Origin of the sequence: Hasllibacter halocynthiae, assembly GCF_003003095.1 — a bacterium.
GTDB classification, from domain to species: domain Bacteria; phylum Pseudomonadota; class Alphaproteobacteria; order Rhodobacterales; family Rhodobacteraceae; genus Hasllibacter; species Hasllibacter halocynthiae.
In genome coordinates, this window is the sequence record NZ_PVTT01000001.1 from 373,911 (window position 1) to 400,555 (window position 26,645).

At 61.3% G+C, this 26,645-nt stretch carries 29 protein-coding genes, 1 tRNA gene and 2 pseudogenes; 19 read left to right on the forward strand and 13 right to left on the reverse strand.

The genetic code is table 11. The features are described 5' to 3' along the window. Position 1: 1 nt before the first annotated feature. A pseudogene (locus tag BCF33_RS01895) lies at positions 2-804 on the reverse strand (ArdC family protein); the annotation flags it as partial. Between the two features lie 506 nt (positions 805-1,310). On the opposite strand from BCF33_RS01895, the gene dndC reads away from it, so the two are divergent. The 6 genes from dndC to BCF33_RS01920 are packed head-to-tail and all read left to right on the forward strand — an operon-like array spanning position 1,311 to position 8,101. Beyond that, on the forward strand, positions 1,311-2,471 hold the full coding sequence (gene dndC, locus BCF33_RS01900) for a DNA phosphorothioation system sulfurtransferase DndC (RefSeq protein ID WP_211292352.1): 1,161 nt from the start codon (positions 1,311-1,313) through the stop codon (positions 2,469-2,471). Between the two features lies 1 nt (position 2,472). After that, positions 2,473-2,673, forward strand: a complete 201-nt coding sequence (locus BCF33_RS01905; protein ID WP_106159248.1) for a hypothetical protein — start codon at positions 2,473-2,475, stop codon at positions 2,671-2,673. 6 nt (positions 2,674-2,679) lie between these two features. Then, positions 2,680-4,764 (forward strand): AAA family ATPase, encoded by a 2,085-nt coding sequence (locus tag BCF33_RS01910; RefSeq protein ID WP_106159249.1) that lies wholly within the window; start codon positions 2,680-2,682, stop codon positions 4,762-4,764. Continuing rightward, a complete protein-coding gene (locus tag BCF33_RS01915) occupies positions 4,761-6,299 on the forward strand; it encodes a helicase HerA domain-containing protein (protein WP_106159250.1) in 1,539 nt (512 codons plus the stop codon). Before BCF33_RS01910 ends, BCF33_RS01915 begins: the two co-directional genes overlap by 4 nt. 30 nt (positions 6,300-6,329) lie before the next feature. After that, entirely contained in the window at positions 6,330-6,869 is a 540-nt protein-coding gene (locus BCF33_RS13850) for a hypothetical protein (RefSeq protein WP_146132769.1), read from the forward strand. Further along, on the forward strand, positions 6,866-8,101 hold the full coding sequence (locus BCF33_RS01920) for a DNA phosphorothioation-associated DGQHR protein 1 (protein ID WP_106159251.1): 1,236 nt from the start codon (positions 6,866-6,868) through the stop codon (positions 8,099-8,101). The genes BCF33_RS13850 and BCF33_RS01920 overlap by 4 nt, the downstream gene beginning before the upstream one ends. Before the next feature lie 19 nt (positions 8,102-8,120). Here the strand turns inward: BCF33_RS01920 and BCF33_RS01925 are convergent, their stop codons facing one another. The 5 genes from BCF33_RS01925 to BCF33_RS01940 all read right to left on the reverse strand — a co-directional run bounded on the left by BCF33_RS01925 (position 8,121) and on the right by BCF33_RS01940 (position 11,964). Further along, a complete protein-coding gene (locus BCF33_RS01925; RefSeq protein ID WP_106159252.1) occupies positions 8,121-9,185 on the reverse strand; it encodes a class I SAM-dependent methyltransferase in 1,065 nt (354 codons plus the stop codon). 722 nt (positions 9,186-9,907) lie between these two features. After that, positions 9,908-10,174, reverse strand: coding sequence for a LamG domain-containing protein (locus BCF33_RS14520; protein ID WP_106159253.1), 267 nt, complete (start codon positions 10,172-10,174; stop codon positions 9,908-9,910). A 9-nt stretch (positions 10,175-10,183) separates the two neighbouring features. Further along, positions 10,184-10,786 carry a LamG domain-containing protein gene (locus tag BCF33_RS13855; protein WP_146132770.1) on the reverse strand — a complete coding sequence of 201 codons (603 nt, stop codon included), beginning with the start codon at positions 10,784-10,786 and terminating at the stop codon, positions 10,184-10,186. A 15-nt stretch (positions 10,787-10,801) separates the two neighbouring features. After that, positions 10,802-11,704, reverse strand: a complete 903-nt coding sequence (locus BCF33_RS01935) for a LamG domain-containing protein (RefSeq protein ID WP_106159254.1) — start codon at positions 11,702-11,704, stop codon at positions 10,802-10,804. Continuing rightward, positions 11,701-11,964, reverse strand: coding sequence for a hypothetical protein (locus tag BCF33_RS01940; RefSeq protein WP_146132771.1), 264 nt, complete (start codon positions 11,962-11,964; stop codon positions 11,701-11,703). The genes BCF33_RS01935 and BCF33_RS01940 overlap by 4 nt, the downstream gene beginning before the upstream one ends. 262 nt (positions 11,965-12,226) lie before the next feature. Here BCF33_RS01940 and BCF33_RS01945 point away from each other — a divergent pair, with 262 nt between their 5' ends. The 6 genes from BCF33_RS01945 to BCF33_RS13860 all read left to right on the forward strand — a co-directional run bounded on the left by BCF33_RS01945 (position 12,227) and on the right by BCF33_RS13860 (position 17,410). Next, on the forward strand, positions 12,227-12,838 hold the full coding sequence (locus tag BCF33_RS01945; RefSeq protein ID WP_106159256.1) for a hypothetical protein: 612 nt from the start codon (positions 12,227-12,229) through the stop codon (positions 12,836-12,838). A 3-nt stretch (positions 12,839-12,841) separates the two neighbouring features. After that, entirely contained in the window at positions 12,842-13,537 is a 696-nt protein-coding gene (locus tag BCF33_RS01950) for a hypothetical protein (protein ID WP_106159257.1), read from the forward strand. Positions 13,538-13,540: 3 nt separating this feature from the next. After that, entirely contained in the window at positions 13,541-14,719 is a 1,179-nt protein-coding gene (locus BCF33_RS01955) for a VWA domain-containing protein (RefSeq protein WP_106159258.1), read from the forward strand. Then, positions 14,716-16,263: a type IV secretory system conjugative DNA transfer family protein gene (locus BCF33_RS01960; protein ID WP_106159259.1), complete on the forward strand. Its 1,548-nt coding sequence runs from the start codon at positions 14,716-14,718 to the stop codon at positions 16,261-16,263. The genes BCF33_RS01955 and BCF33_RS01960 overlap by 4 nt, the downstream gene beginning before the upstream one ends. 3 nt (positions 16,264-16,266) lie before the next feature. After that, a complete protein-coding gene (locus tag BCF33_RS01965) occupies positions 16,267-16,695 on the forward strand; it encodes a hypothetical protein (protein ID WP_106159260.1) in 429 nt (142 codons plus the stop codon). 406 nt (positions 16,696-17,101) lie between these two features. Next, positions 17,102-17,410 carry a hypothetical protein gene (locus tag BCF33_RS13860; RefSeq protein WP_146132772.1) on the forward strand — a complete coding sequence of 103 codons (309 nt, stop codon included), beginning with the start codon at positions 17,102-17,104 and terminating at the stop codon, positions 17,408-17,410. 63 nt (positions 17,411-17,473) lie between these two features. Here the strand turns inward: BCF33_RS13860 and BCF33_RS01970 are convergent, their stop codons facing one another. Continuing rightward, entirely contained in the window at positions 17,474-17,875 is a 402-nt protein-coding gene (locus tag BCF33_RS01970) for a hypothetical protein (RefSeq protein ID WP_106159261.1), read from the reverse strand. Positions 17,876-18,112: 237 nt separating this feature from the next. Between BCF33_RS01970 and BCF33_RS01975 the strand changes: the two genes are divergently transcribed. From BCF33_RS01975 to BCF33_RS14265, 3 genes and pseudogenes are all read left to right on the forward strand, one after another. Further along, complete coding sequence (locus tag BCF33_RS01975) at positions 18,113-18,769, forward strand: sigma-70 region 4 domain-containing protein (RefSeq protein ID WP_106159262.1); 657 nt, start codon at positions 18,113-18,115, stop codon at positions 18,767-18,769. After that, entirely contained in the window at positions 18,769-19,467 is a 699-nt protein-coding gene (locus BCF33_RS13865; protein ID WP_146132773.1) for a hypothetical protein, read from the forward strand. The genes BCF33_RS01975 and BCF33_RS13865 overlap by 1 nt, the downstream gene beginning before the upstream one ends. Positions 19,468-19,492: 25 nt before the next feature. Further along, positions 19,493-20,518 (forward strand): annotated as a pseudogene (locus tag BCF33_RS14265) (recombinase family protein); the annotation flags it as partial. A 511-nt stretch (positions 20,519-21,029) separates the two neighbouring features. Here the strand turns inward: BCF33_RS14265 and BCF33_RS13975 are convergent. Continuing rightward, positions 21,030-21,113: transfer RNA gene (locus BCF33_RS13975), tRNA-Tyr, on the reverse strand. A 161-nt stretch (positions 21,114-21,274) separates the two neighbouring features. Here BCF33_RS13975 and BCF33_RS01985 point away from each other — a divergent pair. Next, positions 21,275-22,033 (forward strand): TrmH family RNA methyltransferase, encoded by a 759-nt coding sequence (locus BCF33_RS01985; RefSeq protein ID WP_106160155.1) that lies wholly within the window; start codon positions 21,275-21,277, stop codon positions 22,031-22,033. Then, positions 22,030-22,359 carry a hypothetical protein gene (locus tag BCF33_RS01990; RefSeq protein ID WP_106159263.1) on the forward strand — a complete coding sequence of 110 codons (330 nt, stop codon included), beginning with the start codon at positions 22,030-22,032 and terminating at the stop codon, positions 22,357-22,359. Before BCF33_RS01985 ends, BCF33_RS01990 begins: the two co-directional genes overlap by 4 nt. A gap of 24 nt (positions 22,360-22,383) precedes the next feature. On the opposite strand, the gene BCF33_RS01995 is transcribed toward BCF33_RS01990, so the two are convergent. Then, positions 22,384-22,692: a phosphoribosyl-ATP diphosphatase gene (locus BCF33_RS01995; protein WP_106159264.1), complete on the reverse strand. Its 309-nt coding sequence runs from the start codon at positions 22,690-22,692 to the stop codon at positions 22,384-22,386. Continuing rightward, positions 22,689-23,456 (reverse strand): imidazole glycerol phosphate synthase subunit HisF, encoded by a 768-nt coding sequence (hisF, locus tag BCF33_RS02000; protein ID WP_106159265.1) that lies wholly within the window; start codon positions 23,454-23,456, stop codon positions 22,689-22,691. Before hisF ends, BCF33_RS01995 begins: the two co-directional genes overlap by 4 nt. A 101-nt stretch (positions 23,457-23,557) precedes the next feature. Here hisF and BCF33_RS02005 point away from each other — a divergent pair, with 101 nt between their 5' ends. Further along, positions 23,558-23,989: a DUF302 domain-containing protein gene (locus BCF33_RS02005; RefSeq protein WP_106159266.1), complete on the forward strand. Its 432-nt coding sequence runs from the start codon at positions 23,558-23,560 to the stop codon at positions 23,987-23,989. 10 nt (positions 23,990-23,999) lie between these two features. On the opposite strand, the gene hisA is transcribed toward BCF33_RS02005, so the two are convergent. After that, positions 24,000-24,719, reverse strand: a complete 720-nt coding sequence (hisA, locus tag BCF33_RS02010) for a 1-(5-phosphoribosyl)-5-[(5-phosphoribosylamino)methylideneamino]imidazole-4-carboxamide isomerase (RefSeq protein ID WP_106159267.1) — start codon at positions 24,717-24,719, stop codon at positions 24,000-24,002. Between the two features lie 131 nt (positions 24,720-24,850). Between hisA and BCF33_RS02015 the strand changes: the two genes are divergently transcribed. Continuing rightward, entirely contained in the window at positions 24,851-25,237 is a 387-nt protein-coding gene (locus BCF33_RS02015) for a DUF2147 domain-containing protein (protein ID WP_106159268.1), read from the forward strand. Between the two features lie 46 nt (positions 25,238-25,283). Here BCF33_RS02015 and hisH read toward each other — a convergent pair whose 3' ends face one another. Beyond that, complete coding sequence (gene hisH / locus BCF33_RS02020; protein WP_281259995.1) at positions 25,284-25,907, reverse strand: imidazole glycerol phosphate synthase subunit HisH; 624 nt, start codon at positions 25,905-25,907, stop codon at positions 25,284-25,286. After that, complete coding sequence (gene hisB / locus BCF33_RS02025) at positions 25,904-26,491, reverse strand: imidazoleglycerol-phosphate dehydratase HisB (protein ID WP_106159269.1); 588 nt, start codon at positions 26,489-26,491, stop codon at positions 25,904-25,906. Before hisB ends, hisH begins: the two co-directional genes overlap by 4 nt. Positions 26,492-26,645: the final 154 nt, after the last annotated feature.

Here is a 26,645-nt window from a genome sequence, read left to right on the forward strand (position 1 = left end):
TATAGGCGGCATGGTCGGTGCCAGGCTCGGGGGTCAGTTCCAGATCGGCGCAGAGGACGCCGCGCCCAGCTCGGCCACCAGCTCTTCGCGGGCGTAGCCTTCATCACCCCAGCGCTTGCGGCCAAAGTCACGATCAAGGCGGGTTTTGTGCTTCGTCCAGTGGGTCAACTCATGCGCGAGGGTCGCATAGTAGGCTTCGGGGCTGCGGAACGTCTCGAAGGCGGGCATCTGCACATGATCGCTGCCGCCGCTATAGTGGGCGCTGTTGCCGCCGTGGCGAATGTCGGCGCGGGTTGCGGTGAAGAACCCTTCCGCGTGCTCGATGCGTGACGCGGGATCAATCACAGGATCGGGCTTTGTGTAGTAGTGCTCGGGCAAGCCTTCGATCTGCTCGACATTGAAAACGCTGTAACCCTTCATGAACGGAATTTTGCGCTCTTCGTCCTGCCCGTTCTCGCCTTCTTCCGTCTTCGTGATGGTGTTGGCGTAGACCACCAGATTTCCGCGCTCGCCCTTCTTGACGAACGCCCCTAGCTCTTTGGCTTGGCGGAACGTCATCCAGTACGGGGAGAGATAACCGGCCTCGACGCTCGCGCCCCACAGCATCAGGATATTGATACCGTTATAGGGCAGCCCGTTGTGCCGTAGCGGCTTGGTGATCCGCCCCTCAAGGTTGCCGCTGCTCCACGGCTTGAGCCAGCTCAGTTCGCCCTTTTCCAGATCGGCAACGATCTTGTCTGTTACTTTCTGATGAACATCTGCTTTCATGTCTTTTTTCCTCCTTTGGAATAGTCGGTTGCGCATGCAACCGGACTAGGCCCGCGCCAATGAGCGGGGGGAGGCCGTCCAGACCACGGGCGGCGGAGGGGGATCGCCCGTCCTGCACGACCGAAGGGAGGAAGGATGGGGAGACCGCCGCCTGTGTCCGAAGCCATAGCGAAGGACTTGGTCTTGACGGATGATGGGGCCGGAAGGCCCCCGGAAACGAAACGCAAAAACCCGCGCGGCTCCTACCCAAGCCGCGCTCGTCCGAGAGGGGCGCACGGGTGCGCCCCGACCCTCACGCGAGGGATGGAAGCCAGCAGGGCCGAGACTACAGGCTCGGTTCACGACAGCCCGGCCTCGCCCCCGGCGAGGCGCGAGCGAAAGTCTCCTGATATCAGTCACTTACGTGCAGAGTAGCGAGCACTTGACCAAAGGGCAACGCATCGCAAGAGAGCTGCCAGCCGGGCGATCCGCAATTTACAGTATGCGGGGCTTGCTGCTACACAACATACAGCGAAGAAACTCAAGAATCGTGTGGGGCAGGAATGGGACTGAACGGCGCAGTCGCGACATTGATGGAAGCAGACAGCGCGTCAGCCTTCAAAAAGATCAGAGCGGAACTTCTGGACGAATATCGCCAGGATCACGAATACCCCTGGATTATCGGCTATTCCGGCGGCAAAGACAGCACGCTCGTCGCGCATCTCGTCTTCGAAATGCTCATGGGCTTGCCGCCAAGCGAGAGAAAGCGCCCCGTCCATATTGTGGCCAATGATACGCTGGTCGAAAGCCCCCTTGTCGTTCAGCATATTATCGACAGCGTTCAGGAAATCGAGAACGCAGCAAATGCCTTCGGCCTGCCTGTTCTGACCAAGATCACACGGCCTGCGCCCGAACAGTCATTCTGGGTGAATTTGATCGGGCGCGGCTATCCATCCCCGAACCGCTCCTTCCGCTGGTGCACCGACCGGATGAAAATCCTGCCCACCAGCCGCTACATCAAGAGCCAGGTGGATGAGGCCGGACAGGTCATCCTGCTCCTTGGCGTGCGCCGCTCGGAAAGCTCGACGCGCGCCGCCTCTGTTGGGCGCTACGACAACGGCGAGCGCCTGAACAAGCACAATGATCTGATCGGCTGCATGGTCTTCCGGCCTATTGTCGAGCTGCACACCGATGATGTCTGGGAGTTCCTGGCGCTGCACGAGCCCCCATGGGGCGGCTCGCATCTCAAGCTGATCGGCCTTTACCGTGAGGCCAGCGGCGGCGAATGTCCTGTGGTCACGTCCAAGGACGACGCGCCGTCATGCGGCACCACATCCTCGCGCTTTGGCTGCTGGACGTGCACGGTGGTGGAGAAGGATCGGAGCCTGGAGGGCTTTGTTGAGTACGGCTACACCGAGTTCGGCCCGCTGCTGGACTTCCGTGACTGGCTCGTCACCATCCGCAATGATCCCGAGCGCCGTCAGGCGCGGCGGCGCGACGGGCGGATCACGATCACAGACGGCGGCACCTTCATCCCCGGCCCCTTCACCTTCCAGACGCGCGCGGAAATCCTGGCTAAGCTACGGGCACTGGAGGCGGAAACCGGACAAGTCTTGATTTCAGAAGAAGAAATCGGTCTCATCCACGACATCTGGGCGGGGGAGCATGCATCTTACGCGAGCGCGAGACCCTTGAGCGTCCGTGAGGTGAGGAAGGAGAAGTAAGATGCCGCGCAACGTAGTTGTCTTGCTCGACAACGCCGATGGTCGGGCAATGATCAAGGATGCCTGCAAGGCCAGCGGCCTTCTTTTCTCAGAGTTTGTCGAACTGGTGCAAGCGGAAGTCGAGCAAACCGGCAAGCAGCGCCGCGCAGGCCTGTGGGACTCCTTTGATGATATCCTCGACCGCATTCAGGTGGACGAATAAACACGCATGTATATTTCTCAGATCACGCTTCGCGACTGGAAAGCCTATACCACGGCCAGCTTTGATTTCCCGCGGCCAACGGCTGACAAGAATATCATCCTGATTGGCGCGCCGAATGGCTACGGCAAAACAAGTCTCTTCGAAGCCATTGTGCTCGGGATGTTCGGGCGCGACGGCCTGCCGCTGATCGCGCGCTCGCCCTTCTCGGGCGGTGATAAAGAGCGCCTGGCCACATCCTACAAGAACTTTCTCGAAAAGGCGCTGCACAGAGGTGCAACGGCTGCGGGGCGCAATTCGTGCTCGGTCAAGCTGGTCTTTGTCGATGATGATGACGAGCCGCTGGAAATCCAGCGCATCTGGCACTTCAACGATTCCGGCATCTATCGCCCGCAAGATGAAGAGGTCCACATCTTCCAAGGGACGACGCGCAAGGCGGTCGGCCCCGGTGCCTTGCAGGGCGCGGAACGCACGAACTGGTTCCGGGATTACATCGCCGAGAACCTGCTTCCCTTCACGCTCGCGCATTTCTTCATGTTTGACGGCGAACAGGTGAGCGTACTCGCCGAGCGCGAGATGTCGGCGCAGGTGCGCGCTGGCATCGAAGGCTTGCTCGGGATTCCGGTGCTGAAAACGCTGGCGCGGGACTTGCGCTCTTATGCCGAAGTGCGCCGCAAGGACTCGCCGAATGTCTCGGACAAGACGATTGAGAAGCTGGAGTTGGAGCGCCACCAGCTCACCTTCGAGTATGAGAAGAAGTCCGAACGCTATACCGAAATCGAGCCCTCGCTCGCTGAACTCAAGGAAGAGCGCGAGCATCTGACGCGCGAACTGGCCAGCTTCGGAGCGGGCTCGCAAGCCCTGCTGCAAGAGCAATTCGAGCAGATCAAGAATTATGAGCGCGCCATCGAGCAAGGCCGCGCCCAGCTCGAAGACCTGATGATGAAGGACATTGCCCTTGCGCTGTCCGGCCTCGGGCTTCGCGAAGCCCTGAAAGAGCGTCTTGCTGGTGAGGGGGTGCGCGAGCGCTGGGAGAGCGGGCGCAATCAAGGTGATAGCAATCTGGAGCGCTTCATCAGCGCGGTCGATAGCGGCATGGAGGGCATCGATCCGGCGCTCAGCTCCGGCCAGCGCAGCGCCGTGCTGGATAGCGCCCGCAGTGCCTGGGAAAAGCTGTGGTTCCCACCGCCGGAGAACTGCGCGGACGACTATCTGCACCCCTATCTGAACGAGGTCGAGCGGGCGAAGGTGATCGACCGCCTGGATGAGCTGGACGAGCTCGGCGCGCCCGCCATTGTCGAGCTGTTGAACATGATCGCGTCCAATGAGGATGCGCTTCGCCGCTTGCAGGAGGAAGTGACGCGGACGGAAGCCGTCGCCCCCCATGTGGATTCCAAGCGCGAGCGACTGTCTCAACTGAACGGAGAGATTCAGGCGCTCGATCAGGAAATCGGCGCGCTGAAACGTGAGATGTCGGCGCTGGAAGCGCAGATAAACCAGAAGAACACTGAACTGACCAAGCTGGCCGGACAATGGGACCAGGCCAAGCCTTCGGTGCGCCGCGCCATGCGCGCTCTGAAAGTGGCCTCGATGGTCGATGAGATCGTGGCCAAGGCCGTGCCAAGCCAGATCGAAGCCATAGCCTCAGCGATGACCAAGGCGCACCGCTCGATGGCGCACAAGAAAGACTTGGTCGAGCGCATCGCGATTGACGAAAACTGCGATGTCAAGCTGCTGAACACGGACGGGATGGACTTGCGGGGATATGACCTTTCGGCGGGCGAGAAGCAGATATTCACCCAAGCTCTTATTTCTGCGATCTCATCCGTGTCAGGGCGCGGCTTTCCCATGGTGGTCGATACGCCGCTCGGGCGGCTTGATATCGAGCACCGCAAGGGCGTGCTGAACCATCTTGTCCAGCGTGAGCATCAGGTGATCCTGCTCTCGACCAACACAGAAGTCGTGGGGGAATACTTGCGGGAAATCGCGCCGCATGTGCAGAAGAAATATCTGGTCCATTTCGAGCGGGTCGGCGATATCGGCCAGTCCACGGCGCGGCCCGGCTACTTTGAAGAGACGGAGGCAAGGGTATGAGCCTGTCTCTGGTTGAAGTTGCGGGCGCGAATTTCCGCACCGATGAGCAAAGCGATACCCTGAACACCGCCTTCATGGGGCGGCTCGGGATGAGGAAGCGCTATCTGCCAGCGCGCCTTGCCATCTCGCGCTCACTGGCAATTGCCGCGCCGCCGCCGCTCCTGGGCGATGAGCTTGATCCCGGCAAGGTCATTAAGGGCGATACGCTCTTTGGCACGGGAACGGCGCTGTCAGTCTGGGTAGCGCTGATCGCGCAGCGGGCTGGCCAGCCTGATCTGGACGTGCGGGGGCTGATCGCGCTGGTCGGCGCGCACTGGAAGCGCGGCCTTGGGCATCTCGATAAGGATTGGGAGCAATCCGGCCAGGACGTGACCAAGTTCATCAAGCGCCTCGTGGAAGTGGCCGAGCTGCCGATGGCAGGTGGTTCGCTCCCCGGCGTCGGCGGCACCGTCTCGGGCGCGACCTTCTCCAGCGGCCAGATTGAAGTGCCGATTGGGGAAATCGGCGAAGATGCCACCACGAAAGAGAAGGTGCTCTGGAACGTCAACGGCAAAGGCGGCTCGCCCCATAGCGCGATCATGGGCGGTAGCGGCTCGGGCAAGACCGTCATGGCAGCGGCCATGCTGCGGGCGATCCGCGAGCAGGCATCCGTGCCGATGCTGGCTTTCGACTTCAAGGGCGATCTCTCCGACTTCTCGGGTACGCGAGGGCAGACACCGCTCGGTGAAGCTTTCGAGGCGCAGGTGATCGAGCCGCCGCGCATGCCGATCCCGCTTGATGTGCTTCGGCTCACCGCCAGCGATCAGTACGGCATTGATGAAGCGGCGCTGCGCTTTCGCGAGTCCTTCTCCCGCCTGAAAGGCAGCCGCCTTGGTGATCGCCAGCGATCTGCCGTCCATGAAGCCGCCAGCCGGGCGCTCAAAAGTGAAGAGCCGTGCGAGTTGCATCACATCCGTGACCGCCTGCTTGAGGTCTATCAGGAACACGAGATGAAGGAGGACGGCGCAACGGCCAGCATGGAAGAGCTATGCCGCTTCCCGCTGTTCAAGCCGATGCACTCCCCTGCCGAGTTCTTCCAGAAGAGCTGGATCATCAAGCTGCCGCCGAACGTGCCGGAAGACAGCCGGACGATTGTGGTCAATCTGCTTCTGGACGCGCTGGATCAATATCTCAATAGCCTGGTAGATGCCGCAAGCAGCCCGGACGGCGCGCGCGGCCTGCGCATCATCTGCATGATCGATGAAGCCCACCAAATTCTGAGCACCAAGCTGCCCTCGCTCTCTCGGCTAATCCGCATGAGCCGCTCGAAGGGCGGCGCGATCATGCTGGTCTCGCAATCGCCGGACGATTTCTCCGGCGAAGATGATGATTTCCTCGACCAGATGGGGCTGGTCGGCGCGTTCTCGACTAACGCCAAGCCGGGCAGCGCTGCCCGCGTCCTCGGCAAGGGCGTGAACCTGACCACATTGCAGACGGGCCAAGCCTATATCCGGCGGCGCGGCGATCTGGCAGCGCGCAAGATCAAGGCTTGGTAGCGGGTAGGCGGTGGATTCATCAGGTTGAGCATGCAGGAAGATACGAAATCAGATGTATATCGTCGTTTCTGGAATGAATTGAAGCGACGCACAAAAAGCCCACTGACGGATTTGACCTTCATATTCTACGTCTTCTTCGGCGTCCTTGTATTTGGAGGGCTGGGCGTATGGATAGAGGTCGTGAAGACTTACATTCCCGGCCAATCTGGAGACATGCAGGGCATACGTACCGCGCTCAGCGTTTTCTATCCTGCGCTGATCGGGGCCGCATCATTGCAGCTTGTCCTGGAGTCGGTCAGGAAGTCAGAAACGCTCATGTCGGTCTTTGCCGTCAGCGCGCTCTTGATCATGATAATCGCGGCGATACTACTCGGGCTCATTGAATTCTTTCAAAGCTCAGCGACATTGGTATTCTGGGCGTCTTGCGCGCTATCTGTCTTGGGAATCTGGGTTTGGGTTGTGACTAATGCAGATAATCCCGATCTTAAGACCAAGCCGAATCCCGAGAATGCAAGCGGAGGCGATGTTTCCCGAAAGCTCAAGGGTGACGTCACTGGATTCCAGGAATGAGCAGCTTCACCTTCCCTTACGAAACGCGCGCCCTGCGGGTCGAACAGCGCCTCGGAACATTCTACGTCGTTTCCCTTCCCTCAGAATTGCTATTGCAGGTCGCCGCCAGCGACAGGATGCGCGCCACCTTGAACGCGGACGGCACGGGCTACACGCTGGAAGGGACACAGCGTCTTGTGCAGGACAAGCGCTTGAACGAGATCGCCGACTATATCAACCGCGTCGATTCCGCTTTCCCGAATTCCATCATAGTTGCCGCTAACTACGATCTCGAGACTGGGTTCGACCAAGGAGAGCTGGAATACATCTCCACTGAGGAAGAAGGAAAGCCTCTTGACGCATCTCGCGTCTGGACAATCACCGAGTCGGAAGATGGTTGTCATACCCTGACAATCCCATCGTCCGACAAGCTGGCCGCGATAATTGACGGTCAGCACCGCCTGTTTTCGTTCGCACGTGCGGAAGCCACGGCCATGCAGAGCACAAATTTATTGTGTTCGGTCTTCATCGATCTGCCGAAAGCTCTTCAAGCGCAGATATTCGCGACGATTAACTCGACGCAGAAACGCGTGGACCGTAGCCTGACCTACGAGCTCTTTGGCTACAATGTGTCCGATGAGGATGAGGAATACTGGACGCCGGACAAACTGGCGGTGTTCCTCACGCGCAAGCTTGGGACTGATGCAGACTCACCGCTTCAAGGCAGGATCACTGTTGCTCCCAAGCGGGATGCTGCCCTGGAGGAACTTGCCGAAATGGCAAGGTGGCGAGTTTCCACAGCGGTCATTGTCGATGGGATATTGCGGCTCTACTCCAGCAATCCCAAGCGGGACGCCAATCTCATGCGGAAGGATGAAGCCAGCCCACGCAGTGAGCTAAGAAACGGCCCTAAAGACAACACACCATTGCGGGATGTTTTTATCGACGGCAATGATGCGCTGATCTACAAGATGGTACTCAATTACCTAAAAGCAAGTGAAGACATCTTCTGGAGTAAGGCCAGCGAAGAGTCGTTCATATTTCGTACCATTGGCGTCCAAGCAATTTTTGACATCCTGCGGAAGATCGCGGCACGCTCGCTAGAGGCGAGAAATATCCGCGTCGAGTATTTTTCTGAAATCCTGGAGGACGCTCGCGGCATCGATTTTTCTGCAGAGCGTTTCCGTAATCCATCAGGCTCTGGTCGAACGGTCATCAGGCGGGCCATTGAGGAGACAATCGGGATTGCATAGCAGCGCTCTCTGCGGCGGCTTAGCTTTCCGAAGCAGAGATGCTCATGGCGACCCAGCGGATGTTACTGCGACCAAGCAGGTCCGCTTGCTCATCCAACTTTCCAGCCTTCAAGGAGAGTTCCGCGAGTTGGTCTTTCAGAGCCTCTTCCGAGACTCGGTAAATGCCGCGCGCAGGTTCGGAGGGGCCGATCCGCAATGTGAGGTAAATCTGTCCGCCCGGTTTCAGTAGGCTGGCAAGCGTTTCGAGCGCCTGCTCTCGGTCATCCGGTTTGACGTGCATCCAAACGGCGCTGAGGATGATGAGATCGAACGTCTCGCCTGATGCCCGTGTCTCGGCAAGGCCCGGCAGGCTGTCCTGACGCCACTCGATTTCAGGCGGCGGATGAAGCCGCCTGCCGATGGTTTGCATAGCTTCCGAAGGCTCGACGGCCACGATCCGGTGTCCGTTCGCTGCAAACCATGAGGCATCGCGCCCTGTACCAGCGCCGACATCAAGCACCGCAAGCGGGCCGTCCTCGAAATGCTCGTTGATGAGCGTGAGCAGCGCCGGGTGGGCAGTTTCCAGCGACAGAGTTTCGTAGCCGTCCGCGAGGCTGGCCGCGTGCTGCTCATAATAGGTCAAGGCGGGGTCTTGCGGCATGATGCCAAACACCTCTTCACGGCTGGTCCAGGCAGTAGCGATCAGAAGAATCAGACTGAGGATCGCTGCGAGGCCTAGCATGAACTGGAACAGGGAACGAACAAGGAACGGCTTGTTGTACCACTGAGTGCCCTTGGCGGAGACATGACCGGCTGGATATGTATTCTCCAACCAGTCGAGATGCTGCTGCATGACGAATCGCAGACGCAGAATGATGACGAAGAGCGCGCCGTTTCCCGCAGCCGCGAGAAATAGCAGCGCCACCTGGAAGAGCGGAAAATCCTCAACGCGTGAGACGCCGAACCACAGTCCACCGGTGAGCGTCATCGAGATCAGCGGAATTTGCCACATCTGCTGGTTCAATGAGCGAAACGAGGCATGGTTCTGGTCGAACGCGGCCTTGTGCATCTCGTGTTCAATTTCTTCCGGCGTCACGCTCTTCATTCCAGTTGCAGGTGCTTCTCGGGCCTCACAGTAGCGGGACGCTTGGCGGCAAACCAGCCGGGATGGCAAGGCCGGGGTTTCAGGGGGAGGCGACAAGCCCCATGATCGAGTTCAGCGCCGATGCGCTGGCGGCATCCAACCGGCGGACGGTTGGTCAGGGGTCCAGCGGGGCAGGAACGCCCCTTGGTCGATGGGATGGTTCCAAGGCAAGGGTAGCTATGAAGTGCTCCCTTCCTGGTCTCGATGAAATCGTCTCCATGACATGGCGCGTATCCAAACTGCGGAAGGTTGGTCTCCATGAAGTGGTCATGGGGGTATTGGGGGTGGCAGGAACGCTCCCCCTGATTGGTGGTGCAGTCGGCCAGACGCTGCGAGTGGGTTCCAATGGGGCGCGATAGCCCCGTGGTCCGCCTGAAAGGATCGATGGGTGCAGGGAGAGCGAAGTCTTCCGCGAGTGGTTGATCGGCGATACGATCTATGGCTCTGGAACGGGCTCAATGCCCTGTAAGAGACACCAGCCGGGGGGATGCAACGGGGGCGCGCAGCGAGACCCTTTGCCAAGCAGTTTTGTACTACAAAACACAGCTTGCGGTCCGACTTAATGTAGCAGTTATCATAACGGGGCGGGTAAGTAGTACAAAGGTAATAAGGAGCTAAGAAAAGAAAGCATGCGTTCATTCTCAACTCGGATCGGCCAGGCAAGCTAACCACGTTGATGGTGTCTACTGGCAGGCGTTTCCACTATTGTGCAGTACAGCAACGTCACCAGCAGTAAGCACCCTGTCATAGATGCGGACTTCATCGATCCGACCCTGATAGTATTGAGTCGCACCTGGTCGTATACCAAAGCGAAGATTTGCTAGGCCACTAGCATCAGCATCCAAAGTCGATCCGCTGCTGTAATTACTATTATTGATGTACATTTGTGTTTCACGGGTTGTGTAATCCCAAGTGACTACCGCATGGTACCACTGATTATTGTTGATGATAAATGAGGACTAAACCTTTAAACTATTTCCAAATAGATCGCTGTCAAAACGCGCCGGCGGCCCTTCACCTCTTAGCCGCAACTCATACGTGTCGCCACTTCCAAAAAATCTTGATTCTGTTCCTACAGCAGTCGGATAAATCCACATCGAAACGCTGCCAACATTCGGAATAGGAAAATTACTGATATCGACATAATCATTCGTGCCGTCAAATTGGAGTACATCACCTTGGACGCCAGCCACCCAAGAACTGTTGATGTCCATGAGCGTCATCGTTCCATCATGTCCGCCAACGCTGTCTGCGACAGTAACGGACCCGGTCCCATCATCGAAACTCCAGTAGGAAATCAAGCCGTCGCTAACACAGCCGGGTAACACAGTGCCCGGACATTGCCAGTCCGTACCGTTGCAGTACTCGGCGCAGCTCGTGGCGGAGTTGTAGCGGATCGCGCCTGCGATGGTGCCGTCGCAGGTGCGGGTATCCGCGCCAGGGATGATCGAGCCGCCAGGGTCCACCCCGCCACGTCCGTCCCAAGAAGTCTGGGCGTAGCCAGCGGCGCCCCACAGAATCATAACGCATATAACCAAAGCCTGAAAAATGAAAGTCTTCAATAAATTTCTCCTATTCTATTTTCCCCAATCCGTCCACTGGTAACTCCCGAGCTTGTCGGTGCAGACTTGAATGACTGCTCTCTGAGCATAAAGAGCAGAAATCTCGTCACCGCTCAGTTGCTTCTCGTATAAACGCACATCATCCAACGCGCCATCGAAGCCACCTGAACTACCATTTCGCAGGTTCCCCAATATTACTGACGCAGCAGGATTTGTCATTCCGTCTGTTGCGGGGGATGTTTCAGCTTGTTTATTTCCGTTTACATACATCTGTAACCCCGCAGCCCCGAAGCTTACGACGACGTGCGTCCATGAATTGGCTTGGATTGGAGAGTCTGACGTTATATATGTCTCTGTTACGCCATCATCTACGTAAAGCATAATTTCGTTTGGATCGAGCCCATTGGTGCTTGTATTGAGACGAACGTGAAAATCTCCAGCGTTACGTCCAGAGTTGTCCTTCGAGAACACAAAGCGGTTCGCGGCATCCGAAGCGTTTGCCGTTCTAAACCAAAATGAGACTGCACCATTAACGATGTCAAGCATGGTGCTGGAGGCCATCTCGATAAATTCAGTGTTTTGAGACGAGAAATCGAGCGCGCCGCCAATAATTCCCTGGACGCCATCGTTTACTCCATCTAATCCACCGCCCATGGTGCCGTTCAAGCCATTACCTGTACTGTCGAAAGCGGTTGTCCCGGCTGTCTCGTCCAATTTCCACCATGCTACGAGACTGCCTTCGTAGTGAACATTTCTCATTGCGCCCTCTATGCCAGCAACGCAAGTTCGGCTGTCGTAGCCTGGGATGACAGCTCCACCCCCTGAGACATCAAGAGACGTTTGTGCACGCGCAATCTCGCCATTCAGTGCCATTGCAAGGATGCCGATCAACAAGGCACGTGCCGTCCAAGAGGTCATTTAACCTCCTGTGCGGATTTCTCCATTATATCGCCTCCGGCGTCGCGCAAAGTCTCGCCGTACTCGATGTTGCCACGCACTTTCAGACCATCGCTGGTCAGGCGCGCCTGCTCGATACCGTCGATGATGAACCGGATTTCGCTCGCCTCCTCATCGACTTCGATGCGTGTTTCCGGCACTTTCTCCGACTCCACTACTGGTTCTTGAGCAAAGGCTGGAACTGATACCAAAAGAATTGTGATGGCTAATAGTTTTCTCATTTTAATCTCCCCATCATTGATTTTAACCAATTATTTCTTAATATTCGGTAAGTTGCAATGAATTAATTCATTTGGCATTATTTCAAGAGCATCCGCAATATCCGCCATACTAATTTAGTCGGCATCCCAAGCTTCTGCCGGTTTCCGATCCGTTTCCGGTCCGTCACCCGGTGAGCGCATCGCAGGATCGGCCTTCTCATCAGACATGTGAAGCACGGCGCAGTGCGCGCTGTGCAACGCAACCTGATGAGAAGGACCCAACATGAAACCTGATAAACCCACACCGCTCCCGCCCGAGGCATACATGCAGGGCGGCGGTGCTCCCCGTTTCAAGCAAGTCGCGGCCTTCGCGCTGGCAGCTCTACTAGAGCTGTCAATGCTGGTGCTGCTGGCCTCGACCTACACCGAGACCATGGGGCTGGCCTCCAATCAATACCTTTGTGATCTGCCCGGCGCTGGCGGCCTGTTCTGCATCATTGATGAGGACATGACCGTCTCGCACCTGCTGGCCTTCCTGCTGGCGGTATTTTCCGTAGCGGTGCCGATCATGATCTGGACGGCGGTGCTGGATGAAAACATCCACGAAGACCCGCGGGCCTGGCTGGCCAGCCCGATGAACCGCGTCAAGGCGGGCATGGCGGGGCTGGTCTACGGAGCTGTCGTCGCGCTGGAGGTCGTCAACCTCTACACCCTCATCGCTCAAGAGGCCGCGCCCAATCCCTTCGGCGCGGCGCAAGACACCTCTGCCATGATGGATTTCCTCGCCCAGAACCAAGGGCTGGGCGTCTTCGTCGCTCTTCTGATCGCGCTGGTGAACACCGTGCTCGCGCTGATGACCGTCCGCGCCTCCCGCTCCCTTATTCAGAAAGGCTGAACAATGCTCTCGAAGTACATCACATCAACAATTCTTGCGGGCGCGATCACGATGCAATCTGCCGCTACCGCCAAAGCATGGGGCGAGACAGACGAAGGTCCGACCTTCTTCATCGTCATCGAAAACGGCGGCGTTGTCACCGATCCTGAAGGCCAGATGGTTACGGCCCGGCATTTGCTGGGCGAGCTGACGGAACTGCGACGCAGACGGGCAACGCGAGACTCCACAATCCACATCATCACTTCCGCGAACCCGACAGAAATCACCTGGTCGGGCACGCCGGAACAGCTCTCCCAGCAAGGGGCACACGTACTGGAAGCCATCCAGTTCCGCCCGACCTGCTCGGACCTTAACCTCGCCTGGCAGGAAGTGCGCAACAATGTGCGCATCACAAGGCCGGACGATCTGCGCCTGGTACAGATCGGGCCGTTCATCCATGCGGGCTACCCTTGCGATGAAGGGGACGGGCTGATCACGCTGCCCCAAGCCGTGCCTGCAGACGTGCAACTCGGTAGCCTTGCGGTGGAGGCCAGCTTCCTGCGGCTTCTGAACGTCCACGCCGATCAAGACGAGATGGTGCTGGAGCATCTGGAAAGCGCAGGAGCGCTGGAGCACGCCCGCGCCGGGGCGCTTGATTTCGACCTCATGGATGCAGCGCGAACGCGCAGCAATCTCGGCAGCATCCTGGGGAGGAACTGAGCGATGGCTATTCGTTCCCTCCTGCTGTCCTCGGCGCTAGTAGCGACCCTGGGCAGTGCAGCACTCGCCGATAACCCGGTGCGGATCGATGATCCGCGCTCCGGTGGCTCGCCGGTCAGTATCGGCATTCAGGAACAAAGTGCAGGCGGCACTGTCGCCTTGAGGCTCGCCCCCCGCGTCGATCAGAATGTCACGGCTGATCTTAGCGTCGAGCGCTGGCTGGATTTCAAGAATGATATCTTCTTGAACATCCGCACCGATCCGGCACTGGTGCCAAGCGCCCGCGTGCTGGAGATGGTGGCCTCGATCCGCATAGTGGATGATTATGGCGCGGTCATCGCCAGCGATTACGATATCAACGCGGAGCACGATATCGTTCTCGCCTTCTCAGGCGGCTCGGCGGAAATCACCCACATCGCCCGAGATGATCAAGGTCTGATCATTACAGCGCTCGTCCGTGATGAAGCCGGGAACGTCATCGATCCGCCGCAAAGCGCACTCGCGCTCTACACCACGGGCGGCGAAAAGCTTTGCTTCACAGAAGAGGTGATCAACGCGCGAGAAGAAGTCCGAGAGGATATCTTCGCGCCAGGCAGCGCATCAACGATCCCCATGACGTTTGCGGTGTTGATGGATCGCTCTGGCTCAATGGCTGGCCACATGGAAGAATTGCAGGATGCGGCGCGCGGCTTCATCGATGCGCTGCCAAACCGCGCCGGGTGCTTGGTCGGCGCATTCTCCGAAGGCACGGCTAGCTTCGCACCTGACGAGGGGTTCGGCTTCTTCCAGTGCCGCGCTCGGCACTTCCCGATGAGCGGCCTTCAAGCTGGCGGCGGGACGGACCTCTACGGCTCGCTGGCGCATCTCTACGATTGGATGAACCAGAGCGCCCTCGAAAACCATCAGCGGGCGGTCATCATCATCACGGATGGGGCGGTCAACCGGAACCTGGAGCGCGAAGCAGAAGTGATTGCCGCGAAGGGCGATGTTGTCACCTTCGTTTATTTCCTGGGCGGCGATGAAGAGCGCTTCCTGCAATCCCTGGCCGATAGCTATCTCAGCCACGAAGGGGATTTGCGAGATGAGTTGCCCCGCTTCTTCAACGTGGTGCGGGACGTCTATACCAGCCAGACCGTGCTGCGGCAGAGCCAGTGCGCGGCAGAAGAAGGCGCGGGGCAATGATGCCTCGCGATCTCAAGAAAGAGCAGGCCCAGCGGCGGCTCTGGAGCTTTGATCCGGACGCCCACGGCTCTGCGAGATGGGCGGATTCCGCCCATCTCACCGCGCGGGGCTATGGCCCCGCCGGTCGCCATACGCTCGGCTACCTGCCAGCGAAGGACGCCAAGAGCGGCGCAGTGCGTGTCTCCTACGGCGGGGACCGGCATGAGCTGATCGTCGCCCCCACGCGCGGCGGTAAGGGGGTTTCGGGTGCAATCCCCCGGCTGCTGGAGCACCCTGGCAGCGTCATTGTGCTTGATATCAAAGACGGTGAGCTGGCGCTCATCACGGCGCTCTATCGCCGCGATGTGCTGGGCCAGAACCTCATCATCATCGATCCGTTCGATGTGGTGGCAAGCAGGCTGGGTGTGCCGCGCGCCTCCTTCAATCCGTGCGCCCGCATCCAGCCCTTTGGCGATGATGCCTTCGATGATGCCATGCTGGCCGCCGATAGCCTCATCATCCACGATGGCGGAGCCGACAGCCATTGGTCGGGCGAAGCCGCCAGCTTGATCGCAGGACTGCTGCTCTACGCCGCCGAGCATGGCACGGCGAGCCTCAAGTCCGTGCGCCAAGCGCTGAATTCGAGCCGCGATGAATTCCGCAGCCTGATCGATCAAATGCTGGCCTCGCCATTTGATCTCGTCAGGGCTGCTGGCGGGCGGATCGACAACAAGGAAGAGCGCGAGCTTTCCGGCGTCATCTCGACCGCACACCGCAATACCCATTTTCTAGAAAGCCGCCGATTGGCGTATGCGCTTTCTGAGCAAAGCTTTAATTCCAAGGACATCGGAGAGCGTACCAGCATTTACATCGTGCTGCCCGCGCGCCGGATCGGCACGGCGCGGCGCTTCCTGCGCGTTGTGATTGGCGCGCTCATCGCCGCGATCACCACGCTGCCGCAAAAACCGTCCTCGCCGGTCATGTTCCTGCTCGAAGAAATGGCCACGCTGGAGCGTATGGCGATCATCGAGCAAGCGGTCGGCCTCATGGCAGGCTTTGGCATGCAGTTCGTGATGGTCGTGCAGGATTTCACACAGCTTAAGGACCTCTACAAGAACCGCTGGGAGAGCTTCCTCGCCAATAGTGCATCCATTCAGTGCTTCGGCACAAATGACCGATTTACGGCGGATTACCTCTCGGCGCTATGTGGGCAAACCAGCCTGCACCAGCTTAGCCTCGATAGCGCCATGGAGCGCGCGCGGCTGCTGGGCGATCCAAGTTTACGCTCGGCTTCCGATGCCAGCCAGCCACGTCGCCTGATCACGCCGGACGAGCTGATGAGCCTGCACCCTGCCGTGCAAGTTATTGCTCTGGCTGCGGCCCGTCCGGCAATCGGCTATCGCCCCGTCTATTTCTTGGAGAAGCGTTTCAGGGGCCGTCAAGGACGGCCCCTCTATGGCACTCACCCGAGCCGCGCGGGCCTGCCGATCAGCCGCGCCGTGGACTTCACCGCCCCCGGCCTCGCGCTCGGCGCGCTGCTTGGCGACTATCTGGACGTGGGGTGAGGCATGGCAAAGTTCCTCATCCTCACCGCCGCCAATATCGTCTTTGGCTATGCCGCGCTTGTCATCTTGGCGAGCGGCACGATCAATCTGCCGCTCTTCCATCCGTATTTCGCGCAAGTCATCGGCTTGGCCGGACCTATCCCGCTGCTGGTCTCGGCGCTGTGGAGCGCTCTCGCGCTTTGGCAAGTGCGGAAGGTGTCCGGCATGCGCACGGTCGATCTGCCGGATGTCTCCGGCGCGCTAGCACGGGGGCAGCACGATCCGGCGCGTCTCGTCGCAAATGGTCCAAGCGGGCCTGAGAGAATGGCCCGCGGGCTGATCTGGCTAGCGCTCTTCGCCCTGCCGGTCTGGCTGAGCTGGCCGCTGCCCTTCCTTTGGCCAGCCATGATCTACGGTCTTTGGTTGCTCATGGGGTTGATGCTTCGGATTTAACAAACGGCAAGCAATTTTTTGTTGTGTAACACCAATAAATTATGTCGGAATAAAATATTACCGCTTTGCCGTAGAGAAGTATAACTTACGGGGCTGGCAGTTTTGCCAGCCCTATTTTTTTCGGACACTTGTCTTAGTTCATCTTATTTCTAGAGCTTTCTGCGTTTAGCCAGTTTATTGACCCAGAGGGCTTAAATCGATAAAGAAGTTTATGGCAAGACATCCTGAAGACATATTTTGCCACAGATAAAATCCTTTTGAACAGGGGGGCCTCTGAGGTCAGCACTCATGTGCTGGCCTTTCTTTTTATCGATGACTCTACTATCATCAAACTTTTAATTTAATTTGTGGAGATATTACACCAATGCCAAGTACTGGTTTCTTGAGAAGATATGGGATTCTAAGTGTGAAGACGGGTAACATAAGGATTGAGCCAGATGGCATTTACTTTGAGGCGCAGTGGAAGAGCGATAAGGGAGAGGATTGCAACAGCAGCATTTTTGTCTATTACGAACAAGAAAGGTCATTTGTTACGATCTCTGTTGTTGAAACGAAGCAAGGCCGCGAGGATTTTCGCAAGATGTACTTTCCCGAAACACTCGCTATCGCATCACCGGGCATGTTCAGAATGGTTTGTGATACGCTCAGTGCCTGCAATGATCCTCTCGCGCGCAACATCGTATCTTTGATCTTGAAAGAGGCGCAAGTGCCTTGAACGCTTATGTCCGTATGTACTGACCCCGAAGCGCGCGAGACGCTTCGAGGTCTGAGCCATCCTTTAAACCGGAGCCTCTAGGCCCCTACCGCTGCAAGGGTTATTGAGGCGGCAATACAATTCGATCACTCGCACGCGGTTGTAGGTGATCGGGCTGGCGTAGCGCCTGGGCGCTGAGCCGCACGGGGCGGCTTCAAGGAAGAGCCCCATCCAACGATTGCCGATATCGGAGAACATCTCCAGAATTTCGGGGTGCCGGAACGGGCGCTGATCAGGGAAATACAGGCGGCCATCGTAGTCCTCGATTTCGACCAGAACGCGCCGCCAGGCAGCGTAGGAACCAACTTCTTCATGCATGGCGCGGGCGGGCTGCCAGATGCGCTCTCTGTAAAGGCGGCGGTTGGCGATGTGGTGATCGGCCAAAACGGTGATCTTCTCGTCCTTTGTGCTGGTGGTATCAAACATGTGCGGGCTTTCTCATGGTTATGTTGTCATGGGTTTGCTTTCGTGAGGTGCTGGTGTCGGCATGCGTGTTCATCGGTCTCCTTCTCTTCCGGCAGGGGCCTCTTGCCTGTGCTGGAGGGGATGTGGGAAGCTTCCGAGAATTTTCAGATTCGGGGCTCGAACACGGGGATAAATGAAGATCAAAAATTACACTCTTTTCATATCATTAGGCGATACAAACTGCCTCTCAGAACGACCGTGAAGAACCGCTACTGCATAGGCTCGCAGCTGCCCGAGGCGACCTTTCGGGCGCTCGCGCGCGCCTACTTCGTGGGCGAGAAGACCGAAGAGGCAGCGCGAAGCCTCAAGCTCAGCCAGGCTACGGTCAAGAACCTCTACCGCCGCATCACTTACAGGCTGATTGATGACTTTGAGCTCTTCGAGTTCCACCGTCAGCTCTTGACGGACTGCTTCGAGACCGGCGGGCGGCGCGTCGAGACGCTCAAGCGCTGCCTGTGGCAGTGTCCGGGAGACAAGGGCTATGGGGAGCTTCCTGATCGCGATATCTGCGCCGAGTGTCCGTTCGCCGCCGAGTTTCGGCAGGACATGCAGTTCGACCACGCGGCACTGACCATGTTTTTCGAGCGCCGTTCGCTTGCGCCTCTGACCTCGTTCAGTTTCGTCAACCGCGCTGCCTATATGTTTGCTCAGAAGCGCTTTCTGTACGGCCCAGTTGCAGAACGCCGCCGCCAGGCCGGGCAATTCATTAAGGTGCTTAAAGCGAGGCCGCTCGGCTCAACAGGAACAAAGGAGCAAATCGCAGACCGCTATGTGAACCTCAAGGGTGTTCGACCTCTCTGGTATGTCGCCACTCACAACGAGGCGTACTACTTGCCGGATCACGAGATGATGTGATGGCGTCTTTCGCATCCGTTTCCAACTATGTGCAGGCAGCCTTCTCGAGCAGCGTCAAACCTCCAAGGCATGGGTCGCCAGATTTCCATCATCGATCAACGATGATGGGAAACTTGATGCCAAAGAGAAGAACCAGAACCGGAAAGCAAGCGCAGCCGCAAATTTGCGGTGCGCGCATAAATTATGCTAAACTGAAAGTAGATAGAGGAAGTCAAACTTCCAAAAGCGCGGCTGAGCCAGATGAAGCTCTGCGCGGCCACCAAAACTCCAAGGCCAACGACATTGAAAACCAAGGGCACGGTCTAACCGGCGCTCTTGCGCCCCAAAGCGCGGCAACGCGCAGATGGGTAGGTATTGTCATGGATGGAAATGGTTTTGAGAATGCGCCCGATCTTGGCAGTGCTCTCAGTATTGCGATTGATGAAACGGGCAAGCCGAAATGCCGGATTGATTATAGCCGGTATGAGAATTTCTTTGATGATCTTGATGTCAGCGATGCTCAGAAACACCAGATGATCGAGATGCTGTTCATCATTGGTCATGCGTTCTACGATGCTGGCTTTGCTTACGAATTCGTGGGCGGCCCCTGTGGAAAACTTGAAGAAAGTGAGGATGACTCTGCCGCAGCATCGCAAGATGTGGTAGGCTCATCCTCGATCACCCTAAGAGAAACGTTCAACCTGTGCGCGGCTGAGTAGCTTCGCGCGAAGACAAGGAGGAGTCATGAATCATGCAGTAAAAAATGTGGAGGCCGGGACGAGCGCGCTGATCTATTGCCGCGTCTCGGACAAGAAGCAGAAAACGCAAGGCCACGGCCTTGAAAGCCAGGAGCATCGCTGCCGCCAGTTCGCCGAAGAGCGCGGCTATGATGTCGAGATGATCTTCCCCGACGATATCACCGGGGGCGTGGATTTCATGAAGCGGCCCGGCATGCGCGCCATGCTGGCCTATTTGGACGCGCAAGCTGGCAAGCCGTATGTCGTCATCTTCGATGATCTCAAGCGCTTCGCCCGCCATACAGAGTTTCACTTGAAGCTGCGCCGCGAGTTCGCGCAGCGCGGAGCGCGCGTCGAATGTCCGAATTTCAAGTTCGAAGATACGCCCGAAGGCGTGTTCATCGAAACCGTGATCGCTGCGCAAGGTCAGCTTGAGCGCGAACAGAACCGCCGCCAAGTCATCCAGAAGATGACTGCCCGCGTCGAGAAGGGCTACCATGTTTTTCATCCGCGGGTCGGCTACCAATACACAAAAGACCGCGTGCACGGCAAAATCCTCTCGCCTGATGAGCCCGTGGCCTCCATCGTGCGCGAAGCGCTTGAAGGCTTCGCTGCCGGGCGTTTCCGCTCTCAGGTCGAAGTGAAGCGGTTCCTGGAAGGCAAGCCAGACTTCCCGAAGAGCGGAAAGAGCGGCTATGTCCATCCGACTAAGGTTCGGGAAATGCTGGAGCGCTCCGTCTACGCAGGCTGCGTCGAGGCCCCGAATTGGGGCGTCTCCTTACGTAAGGGCTATCACGAGCCTCTGATCAGTTTTGCCACATACGAGCGTATTCAGGAGCGCCTGAAAGGCACGCTGAACGCTCCAGCCCGCAAAGACATTAATCAGGACTTCCCGCTGCGCGGCTTCGTCCTGTGCGATGATTGCGGGGAGCCGATGACATCGTGCTGGTCGAAGGGGCGCAGCCAGCTCTACCCATACTATCTCTGCGACACGCCCGGCTGCTGCTCCAAACGTAAGTCGATCCGGCGCGCAGATATCGAGGACGGCGCAGAAAGCCTCCTGCGCGGCCTTCAACCAGCCAAGCAGCTCTTCAAGCTGGCCAAGGCCATCTTCACCGATATCTGGGAGATGCGCCGCTCTGAGGCGGCTTCCGCCCGCGCCATACTGGAGACGCAGCTCCATGAGACTGGCAAGCAGATTGAAAATCTACTTGACCGGATCATGAGCGCTTCCAGCCCGAGCGTAATTGGGGCTTATGAGAAGCGCATAGCTGAACTGGAGCGCCAGAAGATCAGACTGACTGAGAGAGCCGAGTCGGCAGTGCCCAGCGAGGCACGCCTAAGCGAATTTATCGAACCGGCCCTGACATTCCTCGCAAACCCTTGGAATATATACACAAATGGAAGCTTCCCCCTCAAGAGAACGGTGCTCAAACTGGCCTTTGCACAGCCACTGAGATATAGCCGGAATGAGGGTTATCGAACCGCTGAAATCACCTTCCCTTTCAAGGTGTTAGCGGATTTTCAGTCCCTAAAGTGCGGGGTGGTGGGCGACCCTGGAATCGAACCAGGCGTGGGTCTCCCCGGCGGAGTTACAGTCCGCTGCCGCACCTTGCAGCTCGTCGCCCGTCAGGGCCGCGGCCCGGACGGCGCGGAACTAGGCGGCGCGGCACGGGGCGTCAAGCCGGCCCGTGCCGCGCCCGGTCCGGCCCCCGCGCGAGGTCGCGGCCCCTATGGCACGCCCGACAACCCGGTTGCGCGGCGCCGGCCGCGCGCGCAGTTGGCGGTCATGAGAAAGCCCAAGCACATCGTCGAGAAGGAGCGGGCGCGCCGCGCCGAGGGGCGGCGGACCCACTGGCTCTTCGGGTTGCACGCCGTCGCCGCCGCGCTGGCGAACCCCGCCCGCGAGAAGCTGCGCCTCGTCGCCACCCGCAACGCGCTGGAGCGGCTAGGCGACCTGCACGGCGTCGAGCCGGAGCTGGCCGACGCCCGCAAGTTCCCCGCGCCGCTCGATCCCGGAAGCGTGCATCAGGGCGCCGCGCTCGAGACGCGGCCGCTGGAATGGCCCCCCTTGGGCGACCTGGCGGACGGGCGGCCGCTCGTGATGCTCGACCGGGTGACGGACCCCCACAATGTCGGCGCGATCCTCCGCAGCGCCGAGGTGCTGGGCGCCGCCGCCGTCGTCGCGCCCGCCCGTCACGCCGCGCCCGAGACCGGCGCCCTGGCCAAGACGGCGTCCGGGGCGCTCGAGCGGCAGCCGTATCTGCGCGTCGGCAACCTGTCGGAGGCGATCCGGCAGGTCCGCAAGGCGGGCTACGTGGCCCTCGGCCTCGACGGGGGGGGGGATGCGGCGATCCACGACGCGCTCGCCGCCGATCCGCGTCCCGTCGCCCTCGTCCTGGGGGCGGAGGGGCCGGGCCTGCGGCACGGCACGCGCGAGGCGGTCGACCGGCTGGTGCGGATCGACGCAGCCGGGCCGCTCGCTTCGCTGAACGTCTCCAACGCGGCCGCGATCTCCCTATATGCCGTCAACCGGAGGGACGGATGACCAAGATCGCGACCTGCTGCTACTGCGGCACCCGCGCCGCGCTGCGTTTCGACCGCGGCCGCCACGAGCTCGTCTGCGCGAGCTGCGGCGCGCCCCTGCACGAGATGAAGGCGCTGAAGAAGGGGCACGAGAACGCGCCCCGCCACGACCTGATCCAGCCCTCCGCCGTCCGCGGCACCGCCTGGGCCGCGGCGGCCGCGGGCCTCGCCGGCGCTGCGCTGGAGGGGAAGGGCAGGAAGAAGGGCAAGAAGGGCAAGCGCCGCAAGTCCTTCGGCAAGAAGCTCTTCGAGGAGGCGTTCGACTTCGTTGAGGACATCTTCGACTGACGTTCCAGTCACGTCCCCGGCGCCCTATCCCCGCCCCGCCTTCTCCTCGATCCCGGAGGTTCCGGCGCGGCGGGCCAGCTCGGCCTCGACCTCCGCGAGGGTGACGTCCCGCGCCGCCAGCATCACGAGAAGGTGGTAGAGCACGTCCGCCGCCTCGCGCACGAGGGCGTCGCGGTCGCCCCGCACCGCCTCGACGATGGCCTCGATGGCCTCCTCGCCGAACTTCTCGGCGCATCTCTCCGGCCCGCGGGAAAGCAGCTCCGCCGTCCAGCTCGTCGACGGGTCGGCGCCCTTCCGGGCCTCGACGGCCTTCGCCGTGCGGCGCAGGGTCACGTCGCGGACGCCGGGCGCATGGGGATGCCCGCCGCCTCCATGTGGCGCTTCGCCTCCGCGATGGTGTGGGTGCCGAAGTGGAAGATGCTGGCCGCCAGCACCGCGGAGGCGCCCGCCCGCACCCCCTCGACCAGATGGTCCAGCGTGCCGACCCCTCCGCTCGCGACGACGGGAACCGGGACGGCGTCGCCGACCGCTCGGGTCAGCTCCAGGTCGTATCCCGCCTTCGTCCCGTCCCCGTCCATCGAGGTCAGCAGGATCTCCCCCGCGCCGCGCTCGGCCATGTCGCGGGCGAAGCGGACCGCGTCGATCCCGGTTCCGCGCCGGCCGCCATGGGTGAAGATCTCCCACCGGCCGGGCGCGGCCCGCTTGGCGTCGATGGCCACGACGATGCATTGCGCGCCGAACCGCGACGCCGCCTCGCCCACCACGTCCGGGTTCGCCACCGCGGCCGAATTGAAGCTGACCTTGTCCGCCCCTGCGAGCAGCATGGCGCGCACGTCCTCGGGGGTGCGGATGCCGCCGCCCACCGTGAAGGGGATGAAGCACCGCTCGGCCACGGCCGAAGCCAGCTCGCGCACCGTCTCGCGGTTCTCGTGGCTGGCCGAGATGTCGAGGAAGCACAGCTCGTCCGCGCCTTCGGCGTCGTAGCGGGCGGCGATCTCGACTGGGTCGCCCGCGTCGCGCAGGCCGGTGAAGTTCACGCCCTTCACGACGCGGCCGTTCGCCACGTCGAGACAGGGGATGAGGCGGGTCTTCAGCATGGCCCTGGCCTTAGGCGGAACGACGCCGCATCGCAAACCCGTGACCGGGGCGGGGCAGGGGACGCGCTAGGCTCGCCCCGTCCCTGAAGGAGAGACCTCGCATGCGCCCCGCCATCCTCGCCCTCTCGCTGCTCGCCGCGCCGGCCGCCGCCCAGACCATGATCGACGTCGAGACGGACCGTTCCGTCCCCGAGGCCGTCGCCGCGCTGACCGACGCGGTCGAGGGCGCAGGCGCCCGCGTCGTCGCCACGGTGGACCACCAGGCGAACGCGGCGACGGTGGACGCTGAGCTGCGGCCCCTGACCAAGGTGATCTTCGGCAACCCCGCACTCGGCACGCCGATCATGCAGGCCGATCCCCGCGCCGGGATCCTCCTGCCGCAGATGGTCCTCGTGTGGGAGGACGCGGACGGACAGGTCCGCCTCTCCTATCTCGACCCGGCGGAGGCGATGGGGGGTCTCGACGTCCCGCCCGAGCTGCTGGAGCCGGTCGCCGGCGCGCTGCGGAACCTGACGGCGGCGGCGGCCGGCTGACGGCGGCGCCTCAGCGCAGGGCCTCCAGCGCCGCGCGCAGGTCCAGCGCCCCGTCGTAGAGCGCCCGGCCCGAGATGGCGCCCGCCACGGTCCCCGTGTCCCTCAGCGCGACGAGGTCGGCCAGCGACGACACGCCCCCCGAGGCGACGACCGGGACGGCCACCGCGCGCGCCAGGGCGTCCGTCGCGGCGACGTTCGGCCCCTTCATCGCGCCGTCCCGGTCGATGTCGGTATAGACGATCGCCGCGATGCCCGCGTCCTCGAACCGCCGGGCCATGTCACCGGCGTCCTCCTCCGTCTCCTCGGCCCAGCCGCGCGTCGCGACCCGGCCGCCCCGCGCGTCGAGGCCCACCGCCACGCGCCCCGGGAACGCCGCCGCGGCCTCGCGCACCAGCCCGGGCTCCTCTACCGCGACCGTGCCGAGGATGACGCGCGCCACGCCCCGGTCCAGCCAGCTCTCGATGGTGCCCATGGTGCGGATGCCGCCGCCCAGCTGCACGGGCACCTCGCCGGCGGCATGAAGGATCGCGCCCACCGCCTGCGCGTTGGCGGGCCGACCGGCGAAGGCGCCGTCGAGGTCGACCACGTGCAGCCATTCGCACCCGGCGGCGACGAAGCTGGCCGCCTGCGCGCCGGGATCCTCGCCGAAGACGGTGGCGGAGGACATCTCGCCCCGCAGGAGGCGCACGCAGGCGCCGTCCTTCAGGTCGATGGCGGGAAAGAGGATCATGGGCGGCACTCCTTGGCCCCGGGCCCGTGCCACGGGCGGACGGCGCGGGAAACCCCCGGACGCCGCGTCACCGTTGCCCCGGCCCTTCCCTGGCGGAATGCTCGCCGGAGGGAGACCAGAGGGAGGCCCCCATGAAGAAGCTCATCGCCGCCGCCGCGCTCGCGCTGGCGGGCACCGCCGCCGCCGCCGACCCGATCGAAGGCATCTGGCAGACGATTCCCGACGACAACGGGAACTTCGGCTTCGTGCAAGTCGCGCCCTGCGGCGCGAACTACTGCGGCAGCCTGATTCGCGCCTTCGACGGCGCCGGGAACGAGATCGGCAGCCCCAACGTGGGCCGACAGATCATCATCGACACGTCCTCGGACGGGAACGGCGCCTATTCGGGGCAGATCTACTCGCCCGACCGGGGCCGGACCTATTCCAGCCGCCTGCGCCTCTCGGGCGACAGCCTCTCCGTGTCGGGCTGCGTCCTGGGTATCTGCCGCGACGGCGGCACCTGGCGCCGGGTCCAGTAGGGCGCCGAGGGGCGGGCGGCCCCGTCCGGGTCGCCCGCACCCGCGCTCACGGGTCCCAGCGCAGGAAGTTCGCGATCAGCCGCAGCCCGGCCTCCTGGGACTTCTCGGGGTGGAACTGGGTTCCAAGGCGGTTGCCCTCCGCCACCACGGCCGTGACCGGCCCGCCATAGTCGGCGGTGGCGAGAAGCTGCCCCTCGTCCAGCATCTCCATCTGCCAGCCGTGGACGAAGTAGGCGTGCGCTCCCGATCCGATCCCCTCCAGCACCGGATGGGGGCGCAGCACCGAGAGGTCGTTCCAGCCCATGTGCGGCACCGGCCGCCCGCCGGCGTCGATCCGGCGCACCTCGCCCGCGATCCAGCCCAGCCCCGGCGTCTCGCCGTGCTCGAAGCCGCGCCGCGCCATCATCTGCATCCCGACGCAGATGCCGAGGAAGGGCCGCTCGCGCGCGACCTCCTCCACCGCCTCGCGCAGGCCCGAGGCGCCGAGCCGCCCCATGCACCAGCGGAACGCCCCGTCGCCGGGCAGCACCAGCCGGTCCGCGCGCCGCACGGCGTCCGGATCGCCCGTGACGACGATCTCGCTTCCCTCCGGGGCCATGCGCCGGAATGCCTTCTCCGCCGAATGAAGATTGCCCATCCCCGCATCGACGAGGACGCAGCGCCCGCTCACAGCGCCTCCTTCGTCGAGGGCAGCCGTCCCCCCCCGCGCGGGTCCTCCTCGACGGCCATGCGCAGCGCGCGGGCGACCGCCTTGAAGATCGCCTCGACCGCGTGGTGCGCGTTGACCCCCCGCACGAGGTCCACGTGCAGCGTGACCCCTCCGTGGACGCTGAGCGCCTGGAAGAACTCGCGCGCCAGCTCGGTGTCGAACGTGCCGATCCGCGCGCTGGTGAGCCGCGCCTCCCAGACGAGGTATGGCCGGCCCGACAGGTCCAGCGCGGCGCGCGCCAGCGCGTCGTCCATGGGCAGCGCGCACTCGCCGTAGCGGCGGATGCCCCGCTTGTCGCCCAGCGCCTCGCACAGCGCCTGCCCGAGGGCGATGCCCGTGTCCTCGACGCTGTGATGGTCGTCGACATGGGTGTCGCCCTCGCAACGGACCTTCAGGTCCAGCATCCCGTGCCGGGCGATCTGGTGCAGCATGTGGTCGAGGAAGCCTACCCCGGTGGCGATGTCCGCCTCGCCGGTGCCGTCGAGGTCCAGCTCGACCGTCACCTCCGTCTCCGCCGTCTGGCGCGTCACCGACGCCTCGCGCATGGCCCGTTCCCCTCCCGTCCCGTCCGGGCGGGGCGATAGCGGCCCGGGGGCGCCTTGCAAAGCCGGCGCGGCGCGATTCGTGGCCCACCCGCCGGGCGGGGCTTGAAATGACCCCGCCCGCGCGCTTCATCATGGGGGCCGGCGCATTCCCGCC

Excerpts from the sequence above, each read along its gene's own strand:
- BCF33_RS01940 (WP_146132771.1), bottom strand. The coding sequence starts at position 11,964 with ATGAGAAAACTATTAGCCATCACAATTCTTTTGGTATCAGTTCCAGCC.
- hisB (WP_106159269.1), bottom strand. The coding sequence starts at position 26,491 with ATGCGCGAGGCGTCGGTGACGCGCCAGACGGCGGAGACGGAGGTGACG.
- BCF33_RS01905 (WP_106159248.1), top strand. The coding sequence starts at position 2,473 with ATGCCGCGCAACGTAGTTGTCTTGCTCGACAACGCCGATGGTCGGGCA.
- BCF33_RS01910 (WP_106159249.1), top strand. The coding sequence starts at position 2,680 with ATGTATATTTCTCAGATCACGCTTCGCGACTGGAAAGCCTATACCACG.
- BCF33_RS13850 (WP_146132769.1), top strand. The coding sequence starts at position 6,330 with ATGCAGGAAGATACGAAATCAGATGTATATCGTCGTTTCTGGAATGAA.
- hisA (WP_106159267.1), bottom strand. The coding sequence starts at position 24,719 with ATGATCCTCTTTCCCGCCATCGACCTGAAGGACGGCGCCTGCGTGCGC.
- BCF33_RS01960 (WP_106159259.1), top strand. The coding sequence starts at position 14,716 with ATGATGCCTCGCGATCTCAAGAAAGAGCAGGCCCAGCGGCGGCTCTGG.
- BCF33_RS01925 (WP_106159252.1), bottom strand. The coding sequence starts at position 9,185 with ATGAAGAGCGTGACGCCGGAAGAAATTGAACACGAGATGCACAAGGCC.
- dndC (WP_211292352.1), top strand. The coding sequence starts at position 1,311 with ATGGGACTGAACGGCGCAGTCGCGACATTGATGGAAGCAGACAGCGCG.
- BCF33_RS01950 (WP_106159257.1), top strand. The coding sequence starts at position 12,842 with ATGCTCTCGAAGTACATCACATCAACAATTCTTGCGGGCGCGATCACG.
- BCF33_RS13865 (WP_146132773.1), top strand. The coding sequence starts at position 18,769 with ATGGCGTCTTTCGCATCCGTTTCCAACTATGTGCAGGCAGCCTTCTCG.
- BCF33_RS01970 (WP_106159261.1), bottom strand. The coding sequence starts at position 17,875 with ATGTTTGATACCACCAGCACAAAGGACGAGAAGATCACCGTTTTGGCC.
- BCF33_RS02015 (WP_106159268.1), top strand. The coding sequence starts at position 24,851 with ATGAAGAAGCTCATCGCCGCCGCCGCGCTCGCGCTGGCGGGCACCGCC.
- BCF33_RS01915 (WP_106159250.1), top strand. The coding sequence starts at position 4,761 with ATGAGCCTGTCTCTGGTTGAAGTTGCGGGCGCGAATTTCCGCACCGAT.
- BCF33_RS01920 (WP_106159251.1), top strand. The coding sequence starts at position 6,866 with ATGAGCAGCTTCACCTTCCCTTACGAAACGCGCGCCCTGCGGGTCGAA.
- BCF33_RS01935 (WP_106159254.1), bottom strand. The coding sequence starts at position 11,704 with ATGACCTCTTGGACGGCACGTGCCTTGTTGATCGGCATCCTTGCAATG.
- BCF33_RS01985 (WP_106160155.1), top strand. The coding sequence starts at position 21,275 with ATGAGAAAGCCCAAGCACATCGTCGAGAAGGAGCGGGCGCGCCGCGCC.
- BCF33_RS01965 (WP_106159260.1), top strand. The coding sequence starts at position 16,267 with ATGGCAAAGTTCCTCATCCTCACCGCCGCCAATATCGTCTTTGGCTAT.
- hisF (WP_106159265.1), bottom strand. The coding sequence starts at position 23,456 with ATGCTGAAGACCCGCCTCATCCCCTGTCTCGACGTGGCGAACGGCCGC.
- BCF33_RS02005 (WP_106159266.1), top strand. The coding sequence starts at position 23,558 with ATGCGCCCCGCCATCCTCGCCCTCTCGCTGCTCGCCGCGCCGGCCGCC.
- BCF33_RS01945 (WP_106159256.1), top strand. The coding sequence starts at position 12,227 with ATGAAACCTGATAAACCCACACCGCTCCCGCCCGAGGCATACATGCAG.
- BCF33_RS01990 (WP_106159263.1), top strand. The coding sequence starts at position 22,030 with ATGACCAAGATCGCGACCTGCTGCTACTGCGGCACCCGCGCCGCGCTG.
- BCF33_RS01955 (WP_106159258.1), top strand. The coding sequence starts at position 13,541 with ATGGCTATTCGTTCCCTCCTGCTGTCCTCGGCGCTAGTAGCGACCCTG.